Origin of the sequence: Glycocaulis abyssi (assembly GCF_041429775.1) — a bacterium.
Taxonomy (GTDB): Bacteria; Pseudomonadota; Alphaproteobacteria; order Caulobacterales; family Maricaulaceae; genus Glycocaulis; species Glycocaulis abyssi.
On record NZ_CP163421.1, the window covers coordinates 2,548,764 to 2,565,698 of the forward strand.

The following is a 16,935-nucleotide window of genomic DNA, read 5'->3' on the forward strand; positions in this document are numbered from 1 at the left end:
GACCCTCGGGTCCCTCACTTATTTCGAGAGTCTGATCCTTTCATAGTGCATGGTTTGAGGGCTGGCGAGCGCGCCGGGAGCGATGTCCCCCGCGAGCTCTAGCGACCGGCGCGCTGCGGGCGTGAGCCCGCCCAGCGATGAGTGAGGCCGGTGATGGTTGTAGTCGTGGCGCCAGCGGGCCAGCACCCGGCGGGCATGGGCGAGGCTGTCGAAGACCTCCTCGTTGAGGCATTCGTCACGAAGCCTGCCATTGAAGCTCTCCACGAAGCCGTTCTGCTGGGGCTTGCCCGGCGCGATGTAGTGCCAGGCGATACCGGTCTGGTTCTGCCATTCCAGGACCGCCCGGCTGGTCAGTTCGGTCCCGTTGTCCGACACGATGGTGTCAGGCCTGCCGTATAGCCGGATGCAGCGCTCCAGCTCGCGCACGACCCTTGCGCCAGACAGCGACGTGTCCGCCACAAGGGCGAGACATTCACGCGTATAGTCGTCGATCACGCACAGCATGCGGAACCGGCGTCCGACGCCGAACACATCAGACACGAAGTCGAGGCTCCAGCGCTTTGAAGGCGCGTCCGGTGCCAGCATGGGTTCGCGTGTGCCGGTGGCACGCTTGCGGCCCCTGCGGCGCTTCACCGACAGGCCTTCCTCCTTGTAGAGACGCCGGAGCTTCTTCTGGTTCATCACGATCCCCTCACGCTCAAGCATCAGCCCGATACGCCGATAGCCGAACCGGCGGCGTACGGCCGCGATCTCGCGCATGCGCGAGCGCGCCTCCGGATTATCCGGGACGGCCTCACGCCTGACGGTCTTCGGATCGACGCTGACCAGTCGGCAGGCCCGGCGCTGGGAGATGTCGTAGGTCTCGATCACCCGTCGCGCCGCAGCCCGTTTTGCCTGGGGCGTCGTCAGCTCTTTCCCAGCAGGTCTTTCAGGATCGACACATCCAGCATGCTGTCGGCCAGAAGCTTCTTCAGCCGGGCATTCTCGGCCTCAAGTGTCTTCAGCTTGCGTGCGTCCGACACGTCCAGACCGCCGAACTTCGCCTTCCATTTGTAGAATGTTGCCGTGCTGACGCCGTGGCGTCGGCAGACATCCACCGTTGCCATGCCGCTCTCCTGCTCAGCCAGGATCGCGATGATCTGTTCCTCGGTGAACCTGCTCTTGCGCATAGTCTGCCTCCTTGTGACAGACTCTCCATTCAAATGCGGGACCAAACGGGTCTCAGGTCAGATCCACCATCCTGCTTACATCGGCGCCGGACACCCCAGTGCTGGTGTACGAGTGGCTGGACATTGCGTCTGCGGATAGGGGGCGGTGCTTTGGAGATTAGGCATTCCTCGACCGGCAGGGATCCATCGACCGTCACCATCACATCCTGGTTGGTATGGCCGATAAAGCCACAGATATCGTTGGTCATGGTGCGCATGTTAATCTTGCGGAATCCTGCTAATTCGCACCTGATCATCTCCAAAAAGCGAGAGTCCCTCCACGTTCGGAATTAGAGACACGCCGAGCTTATCCAATTCGGACGAAACCGGATCACGAAACCAAAATAACTTGATCAACTCAAATGCTTCGCGCTCTGTCATCAGCATTAGCTCATTTTTACTTTGTAGCGCAATGTTTCCTTCAACTCTTCGTGCAGAAAGAGCGGAGTTCGCTCCAACCCCAAAATAACTTAGCTCCACTTCATATTGCTGATCAGCAACAAACTTTTGGAATCCGATAAAAACTTCACTTAAAATAAATTCTTCTATATGCAAAATAGATCTTCCTTTGCTCACAATGCTGTCGCCATATATAAATATTTGACTAGAATATATGTGAATCTTGTCGTTCTCGTGCAAATGCACAGAGGCCGAGCTTAATGTTGTTTTCATTTTCATCGGGGTCAATTCCATCGGGGGTAACCAGGGTGCATAGTAACTACACTGAACCGTCCATTTCCCATTTCTCCCAAAACTAATGTCGCAGCATAAGTGCGCTCTCCGTAACTCTGTCCGATCGGGTAGGTAAAATGTGTCACCCAAATAGTTCGACCCCGAGACACCCATGGCCCGTAATATATAAAGCCAGAATTCTGATTATTGACGATCGCCGCCGCAAGCAAAGCAACAACGTGTTCGTCAGAGTTTGTCTGCAGTAGGGCAGGGTGAAATGTACTGATCGCAGTGCCACCATCTCCGTGCCTTTCTGTGATATGGCCCACATTGCCAGAAAACAAAACTATATGCTCAACGCCATGCTCTCTCAACATCGAGTTAATGGGTATTGATACTATAATTTCATTTTGCATCCATCCAATATCCCGCAGGAAGAACGATTGGTTGTGATGTGATGCAAGATTCTGGGAACTTCGCTGCCCGGGAACCGTGCATGTATCGTTGTTGAGCGGTCCGCTGCATTGGAAGGACGCTCCATGATTTTCGCCATTTCCGCCGCCTAACCAGCCTCGCCCTATTGAACCTGTTCCATAGAACTTATCGCATATGCCGATGCATTCGGTTCCAAGCCTTGAGCAGTCGAACCCCGCATCGCGGCTTATGTTCGACCCCGTGCACATTTTCGAGAGCCCCCAGGGATCGGTGTAATTGATCGGATCGTTGCTGACGTATGCGTAGAGGTTTATGCCGCCTGCTTGTCCGATGGGGTCGGTCTGCATGAACCGTCCCAGGTTAGGGTTATAGACCCGGTTGCGGTAGTGGTAGAGGCCGATTTCGGCGATCCACATCTGGCCTGTATAGCCGAACCGGGACGTGTTGCCCGATCCCGGCATGCCGTACTCGTCATAGGTGTTGATCTGGACGGCCGCGCCCGAGGCGTTGGTCTCGGCGACGACCGAGCCGCGCTCGTCTGTGATGAGCCAGCGCCGGTTACTGGTGCCGGTGCCGTCATAGCGCACCAGAGGCGCATCCAGCCCCGGCCCCTGCACGTAGCGCCTGAGGAGGGCGTTCGAGGCGTTGTACTCCCCGATCAGGTTCGCGCCATCGTAGAGGAAGCGCGTCGTCGCGCCCGAAACTTGCGCTGTCTGATAGAGCCGCCCGGCCGGATCGTAGGTGAGGGAGACGTCTCCGGTGCCGCCGCCGGTCACGGATGTGAGCCGGTTGTCGAAGTCATAGGCATAGGCGCGCACGCCATCAGCGGTCATATTGCCGCGATCATCGTAATCGTAGGTGACGCCCCCGCCGGAGAGGAAGCGGTTAAGGCCATCGACGGTGATGGTGACATCCTGGTTGGCATGGCCGGTAAAGGCGTAGATATCGTTCGCCATGGTGCGCGAGGCGATCTGGCCGGCGGCGTTATAGGTGAAGGCGAGGGTCTGGTCGTTCGCCGTGCCCGCGAGGTCCTGCGTCAGCTCGGAGAGGCGCCCGGCCGCATCATAATCGAACCCGGTCACCACGCCATTGCCGCGCGTCAGAGACGTGACCCGGCCAAGATTGTCGTAAGCGTAGGCCGCCAGCACCCCGATGCCGGATGTGGCCCCGTTCTCCCGGATATGGGTGAGGGCCCCCACCGTGTCATAGCTATAGGTGACATAGAGCCCGTCCGGCCAGTCCATCCGGGTCCGGGGGAGGCCGCGTGGTGGCTGCATTATATGGGAACTGGGCCCCGTGAAAAACGATAGCCTTTTTCGGTCGATCGATCACGCACGATCCATACTCGGGCGATGCTATTGATACGTGCATGGCCGAGAACCGCAGCCCCCCCTCTCAGTTCAATAACAGAGCCAATTTTTACACCAGTATCGAGTATTGCATCGCTTAACGTTAAAAAATCAGCTTCTCCTTGCTCGCCAGGCCTTACCGGGGCCACGCATTCATGCACTACAAAATCATAATGGATCCCATCGACATAGAAGGCCATGCGCATGCCTTCTTGAACTCCCAACCATTGAGTCCACCCGATGTCTTTCAACGTTCTCAGTTGCACATGGACATTCATGAGTAGTTTCAGTTGCTCGACCTTATTTATCTCTGACATGATTGAACCACCTGAATCCCGCTCTGTGCGGCATCGCGATTTAGGGCTGGTAGCGCCGCAGCGGGGAAGGATACCGCGGCTGCTCCCGCAGATTCGCCAGACGGCAAACCTAGGGCCTCGCCTTGGGCCATCGTTGTTGGACGAATGCGGGTCATGACGATTGCATCCGCACCGGAATCGACGTTGCTGGCGTATTGCTGGGCTCCGCCGAGGCTGAGAAAGAATTGTTTGGCCTCCAACATCCCAGGCGCGAGCTGGAAAGAGGCAGGCGTGGTTGAGTATATGTTGGTGAGTTCTGCTCCGCTGACAGCGCGATAGATAGGGATATGCGGATCATTTCGTGCCCCCGGCTGCAACATCTCCAAGATTGCAAGTGGAGCAAAAAGCCGCGCTACACCGGTTAAGCTCATACCCAATGAGGGGCGAGCTGCGGCGGCTCTTGCAGGCGCTGGAACAGGTCCAACAAATGCCGATGAGCCCGAGGCGCACTCCCCCTCCTGTCCGTCTTGTCCTCCACCACCCAGTGCCCAGTTATTCTCAGCGCCGCCGAAGAAGTTGCCGCCATCACTTCTGCCGCCCCAGGACACGAAGCCAGCCCAGCCGGCCCAGCCGCCCCACCGTTCTCCTGTGACTTTTATAACCTCTATCGGGTTCTTCTGCAGCCCCCACGGGTCTGTGTAGTTTATGGGGTCGTTGCTGACGTATGCGTAGAGGTTTATGCCGCCTGCTTGTCCGATGGGGTCGGTCTGCATGAACCGTCCCAGGTTAGGGTTATAGACCCGGTTGCGGTAGTGGTAGAGGCCGATTTCGGCGATCCACATCTGGCCTGTATAGCCGAACCGGGACGTGTTGCCCGATCCCGGCATGCCGTACTCGTCATAGGTGTTGATCTGGACGGCCGCGCCCGAGGCGTTCGTTTCGGCGACGACCGAGCCGCGCTCGTCGGTGATCAGCCAGCGGCGGTTACTGGTGCCGGTGCCGTCATAGCGCACCAGCGGCGCATCGAGGCCCGGCCCCTGCACGTAGCGGCGCAGCAGGGTGTTGGAGGCGTCATACTCCCCGATCAGGTTCGCCCCGTCATAGAGGAAGCGCGTCGTCGCGCCTGACACCTGGGCTGTCTGATAGAGGCGGCCTGCCGGATCGTAGGTGAGGGAGACGTCTCCGGTGCCGCCGCCGGTGACGGATGTGAGCCGGTTGTCGAAGTCATAGGCATAGGCGCGCACGCCATCAGCGGTCATATTGCCCCGGTCATCGTAATCGTAACTGACGCCCCCGCCGGAGAGGAAGCGGTTGAGCCCATCGACGGTGAGGGTGACATCCTGGTTGGCATGGCCGGTAAAGGCGTAGATATCGTTCGCCATGGTGCGGCTGGCGATCTGGCCGGCCGCATTCCAGGTGAAGGAGAGGGTCTGGTCGTTCGCCGTACCGGCCATATCCTGGGTGAGCTCGGTCAGACGGCTCGCCGCATCATAATCGAACCCGGTCACCACGCCATTCCCGCGCGTGATGGAGGTCACCCGGCCGAGATTGTCGTAGGCGTAGGCCGCCAGCACCCCGATGCCCGATGAGGCCCCGTTCTCCCGGATATGGGTCAGCGCCCCTGCCGTATCGTAGCTGTAGGTCACATAGAGCCCGTCCGGCCAGTCCATCCGGGTCCGGCGGCCTGCGGCGTCATATTGATAGCTGACCGTGCCTTGCGGGGTGACAGCGGTGAGGTTCCGGCCCAGCGCATCATGGGTATAGGAGAGCGTGTGCCCCCCGGTCTGGGAGATTTGCGTCACCCGGCCCAGAAGATCGTAAGTGTAGGAGGCATTGGCCTGGCCGGACGGGGTGTTCCTCGCCGTGATCCGGTTCAGATTATCATAGGTGTAGGTGATGTTGTGGCCCGAGCGGCGCCGGTGGGTGACAAGGCGGCCTGCCGCATCATAGGTGAACTGCTCGCGGTCAGCGCTGTTGCTGGCATTGGCGCCCACGGTCTCGACCGGATAACGGATCTGGGAGAGCCGGTCATGGCCGTCGCGCACATAGGTGGTGCGGTTGTTGGCTCCGTCGCGCACATAGGCGACATGCCCGTTGGCCCGATAGTTGTAACGCGCATCGATCCCCGCCTCGGAGGTGCCATAGCCATTGCGCACGATGCTGATCTGGTTGGCGGCGGTATAGGTGCGGTGGGTGATCCGGTCAGGGCCGTGGGCGCCGGGCGTGCCTGGCACACACGCATCAGACGGGGGCGAGGCGAACTGGGCCGGGTTCATGCGCAGCGCCGAGCATTGCAGACGGCCGTCAGCATCATAGCTCACCTGTTGGAGAGCCAGCGTGGTGGAGCCGGATTTCAGGCGGGCGATGACAGGCCGGTAAAGCGCATCATACTCGGTCTCCTGGCGCTCCAGCACGCTCATGGCATTGAGATGCGAGAGACCCGTACCCGTCACCGTGCCGCGCTCGACGAACGCCTCCTGGCCCGCTGTCGTATAGCCGATGCGCGCAGCCCGGCGTAAAAGAGGCCCGCCGCCATCAGGGTCCGGCCCGATCACCCCCACAGGCCGGCGCAAGCCATCGTAATGATAATAGGTGCGCGCCGCAGACCCGCCCACGGCTGGCTGGCTCCAGACCACATCGCCGACGGCATCGTGCGCCCATCGCTCGACCGAGGCCAGAGAGCCATCCCCCGCTGCAGTGTGTGTGGAGATAGGCAGGCGGTTATTGGCCACCCCTGTCTGACCGTACCCGATCGTGGTGCGCGTCTCGTTTGCCGTGCCTACACACGAGGGCGAGGTGCCGCTGGAACAGGTGGAGACCTGCGTCAGGTGCCACACAGGAGATGGCGCTTGTGCGATATTGCCTGTGGAGTTCTTATAAAACGCATACAGCGAGGCGTAGGTATAACGCGTCTGTGGACGCGCGCCCGAACCTGATGGCGCTGGCGCGGTCACTGTCAGCACCCCGCCATGACTGGTGTTGTAGGTATAGTCGGTCCGGTTGCCGGCCGCATCCTCGGTCCATAAGGGCCGGTTGCAGATCACAGGGTTGGAACACGAGGACGGATAGCCCGCGCTCGTCACCAGATCGGGAAGGCCCGTGCCCGGCTTGGCGACGCGGCGCACCTCGGTGACATTGCCGCGCGCGTCATAGGTGTAGCGTACCTGATTGCCTTCCGGGTAGGTGACCCGCGTCACCCGGCCATGGCCATCATGAAGAAAGCTCGTCGTATGGCCCGTCCCGTTCGTGCTCGAGACCGGAAGACCCGTCGAGAGGTTCGACACCACCACCTGCGTATGCCCCAGAGGGCTCGTCATCGTCGTGGTGCGCTGGCCGCCAGCATCAGCATAGGTGTAACTCGTGACGAGACCGTTCTGGTTGACCGAGGAGACCCGGCCCGATGCATAGCTGATGATCACATCGTCGCTTGTACTGCCAGGGTGGCGGATGCGGGTGACATTCCCGTTGCCCGCGCGCGTGATGCGCGTCACCCGGCCGAGCGTATCGGTATAGGTACGCTCGGTGGAGCTGACATTCTGGAATGTCAGCTCCGGCCAGGTCTGTGAAAAGCTGCATGAGGAAAAGGCCGCCGTCGGCTCACAATAATCCTGCGTCAGGTTAAACAGGGTGACCCCGGTGGCATTCCACCATTCCGGCATGGTCTGAGTGAGGTTCCCGCCCGGATGGGAATCGCGCTGGTAGTGCACGTGCAACTGATAGCCACGATTGGTCGTCACCGACTGCAGGCGGAAATACGTGTAAGGGATGATGACCGGTTCCGGCCAGGAGGCAATCTGCTCGAATACCGTGACGCTGCGGTAGTGATAATCCATCCGGCTGCCATTGGGGCGTGTCACCGAGACGATATTGGCCTGGATGAGAGCGACACCGCTGGCATCACCCAGATTGGCCTCGTCGTACTCCACCACCGTGCCGTCACTCAGCGTGTAGGTATAGATCCCCGTCGAGCTGCTATATGTCAGCGTCGTGCCGCTCGGCCTGTTCGGGGTGAAAGTACTGCCCGACTTGGTGAAAATCTCGGCACCGCCACCCAGGCTGATCGTGTATTGCGTGCCGCTCACCCTGACCGATCCCATCAGGCTGTGACGCCAGTCATTGCCGGTGAATATCTGCGTATAGCTCAGCCCCCCGGCATCAGGGTCGCCAATGGATATGACCGGAATCGCGGCCTGTAACAGGCCGGTGGCCATATCCACGCCATTATCGTCAAAGGCCGGGTTGACCAGCGGAAAGGCATGACCCTCCTCCGGCAAGATCTGGGCCTGCACAGCCTCTGCAGCAAAAAGGAAGGAGGCGATGGCAGCCATCAAACTGGCCAGGCGTGGCATCGCTCGAAACGTAGAAAACGTCCGTGTGAAAAATCCCGCAGCAAGCAGCCCCATTCCCGCAATCCCCGCTTTAAATCTGAAAACAAACCCAATCTGAAATTGAACCAGCGGACATACGCCCGCGCGCCCAGGCACAAAAAAAACGGAGCCCGCTAGGCTCCGGTCACCTTCTTGCGTATCCGGTTGAGAGCGGCATCGTACGTGTATTCGGTGCGGATGCCGTGATTGACGCCGCCGCTACGCTGGACATCGACCAGCTGGCCACGCGCGTCATAGGTGTAGGTTTCCGTGGTGGTTCCGCCAGACTGCGCCGAGACAGCCACAGAAACAGCCAGCACCAAAGGTGAAAGGCAGGGAAAAATCATCAATCACGCCCCCATAACTGAATGCATCAAAGCGTCTTGCAACCTGACGGACAGGTCAAATTAAAATTTATGCCTGGGGCCAACTTTCCGCCAAGCAGCAGAAATCATTGCAAGTCTCCATATAAAAGCAAGCGCCGGAAACCTGCGACATCACCCTCGACCCCGATCAGGACCAGCCATGTCAGAAAAATGCCCACCGCCAGAAACGGACCAAACGGAATCAGAGAGCGGCGAGAAAACGGGCGGCGGGTAAGGACCGTGCTGGCTGCGGCAAAGGCAAGGCCAGACAGGGACGCAAGAGCAACAATCAAGGGGAGCATGAACCAGCCGCACCACGCACCGCCAGCGGCCAGCAACTTGGCATCACCTAAACCCAGAACCGTCCGCCCAGTCGCTAGCCGATAGGTGTAAGTCAGCCCTGCAAAGAACGTGAAGCCTGCCACGGCGCCAATGAGATGATCCGTTAACGGCCAGCCCAGCAGGACAGTCATTATCAGCCCGGCGCCGGTCAGTGGAAGCGTCAACATATCGGGCAGGCGCAAATGCCGGACGTCTATGATCGAAAGCGCAAGCAGGGCCGCAATCAGCAGCAGGCTGGCAGCAATGATGAGCAAACCACCACCCCCTCAAGACAGGTTGCCCCCCTAAAACCAGACGCGGCGAAACCTGCCCAGCCAGCATGGACGCTCAAGCGCTACTCCGTAAGCCCCTTTGCATGACGGGATGGCCTAAGCTCACTGACGTTCCGATGTGGCGGAGATACGGACTCTGGCGACGACAAGAGCCCGCCTGCAGCGAAGAGTTGGCGCTGCTGGCGAGCTTACCGATGGCTCTGGTCTTGCCGGGGAAGCTAGACCAGATAGAGTGCCATCAGTTCCGGCTGCTGTTTTACCAGCGTGACCAGCTCTTCCTGTTCGGGTGTGAGCGCGTCCTTTGCGGCCATGACATCAGGGCGGCCCGGTTCAGCCATTCGAGCGGGTCGCGCCCTTCCACCCAGCCGACATTGGGTAGGTGGACTGATAGCCGAGCAGGCGCTGCAGCTTCTCCGGCATCTGCGCAGCTACCTCCCAGGGGATGGAGAGGTAGAAGTTTTCCGTCTGGCGCAGCCAGCCAAGATTATAGCTGATTACCGCGCCGGTCCGGTTCTCGCCGGAGGTGTTGGCCCCTCCGCCATGCAGGGTCGATCCCAGGAAGATAAGCACATCACCAGGGTCCATCTCCGCTCGCCGGACGTCATCTGGATCAGGCAGGCGGTCCTTGTCCCATTTATGACTGCCGGGAATGACCCGTGTCGCACCGTTCGCGGCGGTGAAGGGTGACAGCGCCCAGATGGCGTTCATCATCACGCACTTTTTATGTGCCGGTGTAACCGGTCCCGGAGGTCCGCCTAGCAACAATGCATTGAGCACACGCAAGATGCGGTAATTTGGGCAGCAGACCCTGCGTCGCAGGAAAACAGCGATCTCCATATGGAGGCGATTGCCCGTTTACCTCAGCACAGGAAACGGTGAAACGTCTCTGCATGGCCTGCAGCACTGCATCACTTGTTTCCGGTCGTATGGGTAACGCAAATAAGGCCGTGAAATCTGCTGCACAACCTGCTATACATTTTGCTGCACAATACGAAAACTGCGCTTTCTAATATGTTGAATTTTATTGTTTTTTATGGGCTTTCTGACCAATATGGCGCACTCCCTCTCCGCCAGTTCCTTCAATGTACGACCCGGAGACATAGGTAACGGATTGTACCTAAGACATGGGTGACACCCGCGTGCCGAACGGGTTGTCGATAGTCTGCAGGGTTTTCTGTTCCAGGTCGATATATCCCAGATCGTAGGTCATGAAGCTGACGAGCCAGATGCCGTCGTCGACTTCCTTGATTCCGAGTTTCTGGCCGGCGAGCACGGTTGAGATGTTGATCTTCTTGCGGTGCATGCAGATGCGCCCGCATGCGGTGACCAGAATGTCCTTGTCGTGGAGGGGGTAGTCGATCTCCTGCAGTCCCTGCCATGGCCTTGAGGCGGGCGTGTAGAGTTCGCCCGGCGTCTTCATGGCGATGGCTTCGTGCGGGCGTTCTGTATTGAACTCGCTGACGAATGCGTCGAACCGGGCCTGCTGCTGAAGGGCGTTCATGCCCGGCGGGCGGGCAGTTTCCTGCTTCAGGGTCCGGTGCATGCGCTCGTGGCGGCCGTTCTGCTGGGGATGGCCGGGCCTGATGCGCTCGATGGCGATGCCGAGCCTGAGCCAGAGCACGGACAGCCGCGACAGGTTGTAGAGCCCGTTGGGGCTGGCGAAGGGCAGGCCGTTATCGCTTCTGATGGCGGCTGGCAGGCCGCGCTCCCTGAACACGCTCACGAAGGTCTCGATGACGGGCCGCTCCTTGGTACTCTCAAGGGCTTCGCAAACCAGGATCATGCGCGAGGCCTGGTCGGTGACGGTCAGGGGGTAACAATAGCGCCCGTCGCCCAGCTTGAACTCACCCTTGAAGTCGGCGCACCACAGATCGTTGGGCTCAAAGGCCTGCGACAGCGCCGTGCCCACGGCCTTGTTGGCCGTGCGCCGCTTGCGCGACCGGCTGACCAGGCCGTGCCGGTCAAGCACCGCATGGACGGTGCTCCTGGCCGGGATGCGCACATCACCGGCCAGCTTGCGCACCAGCAACTCGCGGATCTTCCTGGCGCCCCAGTGAGGCTTCTCGCGCTTGGCTTCCACGATCAGCCGCTCGATCTGGTCAGGCAGCTGGTTGGCGTAGCGCACCGGGCGGCGCGAGCGGTCGCACAGCGCCTCCAGACCCTCTTGCCTGTAGCGGCCCCATATCTTGTAGCCGGTCTTGCGCGAGATGCCGAACTGGCGGCAGACCTCGCTCATGCTCTCGCCATCCAGAAGACGGCCGACAAACCGAACACGCTCATCCATTACCGAACACTCCTTCCACGGCATCTCCACCTCCAGCCCAAAGCCAAAAGTGTGACCCATGTGTCCGGTACGTTCCGTCACCTATCTCTCAGGTCGCTCACAAAACAAGTCCATGCAGCCCGGCGCGCGATGGCCTCGCTAGCTCACGGACTCGCGCTTCTCGCCGATATGGACGAGGCTCTCCACATCGATGCGTTCATCTCCGCCGCACACGCCGATGATCAGGGCTTCATCGCATCCTTCGCCCACCAGGTAGGCATGGCCCATCGAGCTGTCGAGATAGAAGGATTCCCACTTCTCCAGCACGACCGGGTCGTAAAACTCGGTATGCACCTCCACACGGCCTTCCAGCACGAAGATGAACTCTTCCCCGCCATGGCGGATCAGCTCGCCAAACTCCTCCACCGAGCGTGCCCGCACTTTGGTGAAGATCGGGATCATGCTCTTCTTGCGCAGCTCGGTACACAGATAGAAATAGTCGTAATTGTCCGTTTCGACGCGCATGCCGGTATCCAGCGTGCCCTTGGCACGCCGCCCGGTAACCGCGCCTGCCGGCGCGCCATTGTCCGGGCTGGGGGCGCTGAACAGGTCCGATAGCGGGATATCCAGCCTCTGGCTGAGCTGCAACAGCTTGTCATAGGTCAGCGTCAGCCGGTCGTGCTCGATCTTGGACAGGGTCGAGAGCGGAATGCCCGAGCGCTGGCTCATCTCCTTCAGGGTCCAGCCATTGCGCTGGCGTATGGCGCGCACGACCTGGCCCAGCGTCGTGCTGGCTTCGGTAGCGGTGTTATTCATCGCACATTCCTGACTATGCCCTGACCGAAAATAGCCAAAACCGGCCCGTTCGGAAAACCACTTTCCATTCGGGACTTGGCACAGGCTAGCCGCGTTGCATGGCCGCCGCCAAGCCCACAACGCTTCCAGGCGTCACGAGCCTGCAGAACGCGGTGTTGTCCTGATCAGAAAATTTTGTTGACAATTCTCCTATTGGGATCGACCCTGTTCCGGATAGACCTGATCTGGTGTGCGCTTCATCCGCGATGGGGCGGGCCTGTCAGGCCGGCAACCATGAACGCAAAGTTCAGGAGGGGAGACTAACCATGATCAGGAAATCGCTTCGCGCGGGGCTTCTGGGCACGGCCGCCATGGCCATGTGCGCACCGGCACTCGCATTTGAGGACGCATCCCAGGAAGGCAGCCAGCCGGTTGCCACCTCGCAGGTGCGTGACGTCATCATCATCACCGCGCAGAAGCGCGAGGAAGCCATCACCGACATTCCGGTGTCGATCAGCGTGGTCTCTGGCGAGCGGCTGGTCAATTCCGGTGCGGGCTCGCTGGTCGATTTTGCGGCCTATGTGCCCGGCGTGAATGTCGGCAGCGGGGGCAGCCCGGGCCAGACATCGATCACCCTTCGCGGGATCGCCCCTATCGGGGCCGGGGCGACGGTCAGCACGCACATCGACAACTCGCCGCTGGGCGGCAGTTCGAACTACTCGCGCTCACCGGCCTTTGCGCTCGACCTGTTCCCCAACGATATCGAGCGGGTGGAAATCCTGCGCGGTCCGCAAGGCACGCTCTACGGCGCCAGTGCCATGGGCGGGCTGCTGCGCTATGTCACGCGCACACCCGATCCGTCCGGATTTTCCGTGCAGATGGCTGGCGAGATGTTCTCACTGGCTGATGCCAGCTCGCTGGGCTACGGCGCGCGCGGGCGGGTGAATGTGCCACTCGCTGACAATGCCGCGTTCAGCGCCAGCCTCTTCACGCGTGAAACGCCGGGTTATGTCGATAACACCTTTACCGGTGAGAACGATCAGAACGAGCTGACCCAGACCGGCGGGCGCGTTGCGCTCTTCCTTGAGCCGGCGTCCAATTTCACCATCAATCTCTCGGCGATGTTCCAGGACATCGACTCGGCCAATAACGGTCAGGTCTATCTCGACCCGGTGACGCTGGAGACGATTGATGGTCCGCGTACGACCCGCAACATCATCGCCGAGCCGTTTGCGAAGCGTGAGCGCTACTACGCCGCGCGGCTGAACTGGGATCTCGGCTTTGCAGACTTCGCCTCGATCACCAGCTTCTCGAACACCCAGAACCGTCAGGACACGGACGCTTCACGGATTTTTGGTACCATTTTCCCGCTTCTGACGGGCGGCGCGGTGCCTGAAGGGCTGTCCGAGTTCAACCTGTTCCTCGATCTTGAGAAGTATACGCAGGAATTCCGCCTCACATCGGCTGGCGACGGCCGTTGGCAATGGCTGATCGGCGCGTTCTACACCAACGAGGAAAGCGAAAACCGGCAATTTGTGTCCGCCACCGACATGGCAGGCAACATCATTCCCGGACTGCACCCCGCAGCCGTGGTCAGCCTTCCCTCTTCCTATGAAGAGTATGCGGTGTTCGGAAACGCCAGCTTTGATCTGACCGACCGACTGACGATCGGGTTCGGGGGGCGGCTGGCGCGTAACGAGCAGGATTTTGCGCAGATATCAGACGGTGCCCTGGTGGGCGGTGCCACCAACTTCACCGGTGAATCGTCCGAAGACGTCTTCACCTACATGCTCAATGCAACGTTCGACCTGACCGACCAGACCATGCTCTATGGCCGGATCGCCAGCGGCTACCGGCCGGGTGGTCCCAACGTGGCTCTGCTGGGCATGCCCCCACAGGTCGATGCTGACCGGCTGGTGAACTATGAGGTCGGGGTGAAGTCCGACTTCTGGGACGGGCGTGCGCTCATCGAAGCCACAGCCTACTGGATCGAGTGGGAAGATATTCAGCTGTCCAGCGTTATCGGCGGCGTCGGCGGCCTTATCAATGGCGACACCGCCCGCAGCCGCGGCATCGAGTTCCAGGCAGTGGTCGCACCGACCGACGGGCTTCGCCTTGGTTTCAATGCTGGTCTTACCGATGCCGAGCTGACAGCAGACGCGCCTGACCTGTCCGGCGTTGATGGCGACCGTCTGCCCGGCGTGCCCCGCTACAACTACGCGCTGACGGCGGACTATGACTGGACGTTGCAGAACGGCTGGGATGCGCGCGTTGGCGGCGGCGTCCGCTGGGTCGGAGACCGCAATGTCTCCTACCCCGCGAGCGCGACCTATATGGTGCTCGACAGCTACCACTCCGTGGATGTCAACGCGGAAGTCTCCAACGGCGCCTGGTCGCTGCGCGGTTATGTGCGCAATCTGACCGACGAGGACGTGTATGTCAGCGGCACGCGTATGACCAATGCGCTGGGCGCTCCGGTGTTCGTCATGGCTACATTGCTCCAGCCGCGTACAGTCGGCCTTGTGCTGAGTGTCAGCCGCTAGATCCAGACGGGAAGGAAAAGTGATGATGAAGAACTCGATGCGGGGCGCGCTCGCCGCGTTGCTTGCCAGCTTTGGCCTGGCGGCGGCTTCTGCCCAGGTGCCTGACCTCGACCCGCGCGAAGACGAGCAGGCCGAGCTGCCGGTATTGCCAGAACAGGAAACGGTACCGGTAGCCGCATCGGGTCTCATCGACCGGGCCGATCTGGAAAGCTGGCTGGATGGCTTCATGCCCTACGCGTTGGCCCAAGGCGACATTGCCGGTGCCGTCGTAACGGTGGTGGCAGACGGGGAAATCCTCCTGTCGCGCGGGTTTGGCTATGCGGATGTTGCAACCCGCACGCCGATTGATCCTGAAACCACGCTCTTCCGCCCCGGCTCTGTATCCAAGCTGGTCACCTGGACGGCTGTCATGCAGCTGGTCGAGAGCGGGCAGATCGATCTGGATGCCGACATCAACACCTATCTCGACTTTGAAGTGACCGGCGTTGAGCGCCCGATCACCATGCGCCATCTGCTTACCCATACACCGGGCTGGGGCGAGCAGGTGCGTGCCCTCATCATGGAAGATCCCGAGCGGTTCCAGCCGCTGGACGAATATGTCCGCAATAATATTCCGGCGGCCGTCTACCCGGCCGGCGAAATGCCTGCCTATTCCAACTATGGCACGGCGTTGGCGGGTTATGTCGTCGCGCGGGTGTCCGGGCAGAGCTTTGATGATTATGTCGACGAGCACATTCTTGCGCCGCTGGGCATGGAGTATTCTACGCTCCGCCAGCCTTTGCCCGACCATCTCGAGGGCCTGATGTCCTCGGGTTATATGCGGGCCTCTGACGGCGAGGGGCGTGATTTCGAGATTGTGACGCCTGCCCCGGCCGGCTCCATGTCGGCCAGCGGTAATGACATGGCTCGCTTCATGATCGCCCATCTCAATAATGGCGAAGGGCTGTTCTCGCCGGAAACGGCCGAGCTGATGTACACCAGCGAGGACCGCAAGCTGCCTGGCGTCAACGCGATGCTGCTTGGCTTCTACCAGCAGAACCGCAACGGCCACCGTATTATCGGTCATGGCGGGGATACGACCCTCTTCCACTCCAATCTTCACCTCTATCTCGATCATGGCGTCGGGCTGTACATCTCGATGAACAGCACAGGACGGGGCGGGGCTACGGGGCGTATCCGGCAGGCGCTCTTCGAGCAGTTCACCGACCGTTACTTCCCGGTGGAGCTGGAAGAGCTGCCGACGCTGGAAACGGCCGAGGAACATGGCCGGATGCTGGTCGGCAACTACGTGATTTCGCGCCGCGCCCACCAGAACTTCGTGGCGGCAACGGCTTTGCTCAGCCAGCCCAGCGTGACCATGAATGATGACCATGAAATCAGCCTGTCTATCCTCACCGACGCGTCGGGCACACCACTGCGTTTCCGCGAGGTGGAGCCCTTCGTCTGGCAGCAGGTGAACGGGGTCGAGCGCCTGTCCGCCCGCCTGAACGATAATGGCGAGGTGGAGATGTTCTCCGCCGCCTTCTTCTCGCCCTTCATGATGTTCACGCCGGTGGAGTGGTGGCGCAACGGGACGTTACTGATGCCGCTGGCGGGCATTGCGGCCGGGGCGCTGCTTCTTACCGTGCTCTTCTGGCCGGTACGCGCGATTGTGCGCTGGCGGTTCAAGAAGCCCTTCGCGCTCTCCGGACGTCAGGCGATGGCTTATCGCCTGTCCAATCTCGGTGCGCTGCTGCCTCTGTTACACGCGGGCGGCTGGCTCTGGCTTGTCACGCACATGATGTCGGAACTCAGCCGCCTTGATGGCCGCATGGACGGCATGATCGTTCTCATGCAGTTCCTGTCGGTCCTGCCGGTTGCGGCTCTGCTCATCGCCCTGTGGAACACGTTCATTGTGTGGAGCGGCGGCGCGAGCTGGTTTGCCAAGCTCTGGAGCCTCGTGCTGGTCCTATCCACGCTGGTGATGATCTGGTTCCTGGCCGCCGGCGGATTCTTCAGTTTCGGTCTGACCTACTAGGAAGGGGCGCA

General features: G+C 60.5%; 12 protein-coding genes. 2 read left to right on the forward strand and 10 right to left on the reverse strand.

Annotated elements, in window-relative coordinates:
- Window positions 1-18: 18 nt before the first annotated feature.
- The 10 genes from AB6B38_RS12350 to AB6B38_RS12395 form a co-directional block, all read right to left on the reverse strand.
- Window positions 19-1,169, reverse strand: a protein-coding gene (locus AB6B38_RS12350) for an IS3 family transposase (protein WP_371393162.1) whose coding sequence is annotated in 2 segments (ribosomal slippage) — window positions 19-917 and window positions 917-1,169 — 1,152 coding nt in all. Because the reading frame shifts where the segments join, the coding sequence is not laid out codon by codon here.
- Window positions 1,170-1,427: 258 nt separating this feature from the next.
- Entirely contained in the window at window positions 1,428-1,886 is a 459-nt protein-coding gene (locus AB6B38_RS12355; protein WP_371393163.1) for a hypothetical protein, read from the reverse strand.
- A gap of 5 nt (window positions 1,887-1,891) precedes the next feature.
- Entirely contained in the window at window positions 1,892-3,559 is a 1,668-nt protein-coding gene (locus AB6B38_RS12360) for an RHS repeat domain-containing protein (protein ID WP_371393164.1), read from the reverse strand.
- 32 nt (window positions 3,560-3,591) lie between these two features.
- Complete coding sequence (locus AB6B38_RS12365) at window positions 3,592-3,981, reverse strand: hypothetical protein (protein ID WP_371393165.1); 390 nt, start codon at window positions 3,979-3,981, stop codon at window positions 3,592-3,594.
- Window positions 3,969-8,288 (reverse strand): RHS repeat domain-containing protein, encoded by a 4,320-nt coding sequence (locus AB6B38_RS12370; protein WP_371393166.1) that lies wholly within the window; start codon window positions 8,286-8,288, stop codon window positions 3,969-3,971. The genes AB6B38_RS12365 and AB6B38_RS12370 overlap by 13 nt, the downstream gene beginning before the upstream one ends.
- A gap of 173 nt (window positions 8,289-8,461) precedes the next feature.
- Window positions 8,462-8,674, reverse strand: a complete 213-nt coding sequence (locus AB6B38_RS12375) for a hypothetical protein (protein ID WP_371393154.1) — start codon at window positions 8,672-8,674, stop codon at window positions 8,462-8,464.
- Window positions 8,675-8,778: 104 nt separating this feature from the next.
- Window positions 8,779-9,288 (reverse strand): A24 family peptidase, encoded by a 510-nt coding sequence (locus AB6B38_RS12380; protein WP_371393152.1) that lies wholly within the window; start codon window positions 9,286-9,288, stop codon window positions 8,779-8,781.
- 348 nt (window positions 9,289-9,636) lie between these two features.
- The gene (locus tag AB6B38_RS12385) at window positions 9,637-10,017 is read right to left on the reverse strand and encodes a phytanoyl-CoA dioxygenase family protein (protein WP_371393167.1); all 381 of its coding nucleotides are present in this window, start codon (window positions 10,015-10,017) and stop codon (window positions 9,637-9,639) included.
- A gap of 406 nt (window positions 10,018-10,423) precedes the next feature.
- Window positions 10,424-11,614 carry an IS481 family transposase gene (locus tag AB6B38_RS12390; protein WP_371395064.1) on the reverse strand — a complete coding sequence of 397 codons (1,191 nt, stop codon included), beginning with the start codon at window positions 11,612-11,614 and terminating at the stop codon, window positions 10,424-10,426.
- A gap of 114 nt (window positions 11,615-11,728) precedes the next feature.
- Window positions 11,729-12,385, reverse strand: coding sequence for a helix-turn-helix domain-containing protein (locus tag AB6B38_RS12395; protein ID WP_371393168.1), 657 nt, complete (start codon window positions 12,383-12,385; stop codon window positions 11,729-11,731).
- A gap of 305 nt (window positions 12,386-12,690) precedes the next feature.
- Here AB6B38_RS12395 and AB6B38_RS12400 point away from each other — a divergent pair, with 305 nt between their 5' ends.
- Together AB6B38_RS12400 and AB6B38_RS12405 are read left to right on the forward strand one after the other, a co-directional pair.
- Window positions 12,691-14,907, forward strand: a complete 2,217-nt coding sequence (locus AB6B38_RS12400) for a TonB-dependent receptor (RefSeq protein WP_371393170.1) — start codon at window positions 12,691-12,693, stop codon at window positions 14,905-14,907.
- 22 nt (window positions 14,908-14,929) lie between these two features.
- Window positions 14,930-16,924, forward strand: coding sequence for a serine hydrolase domain-containing protein (locus AB6B38_RS12405; protein WP_371393171.1), 1,995 nt, complete (start codon window positions 14,930-14,932; stop codon window positions 16,922-16,924).
- The last annotated feature ends 11 nt before the right edge of the window (window positions 16,925-16,935 follow it).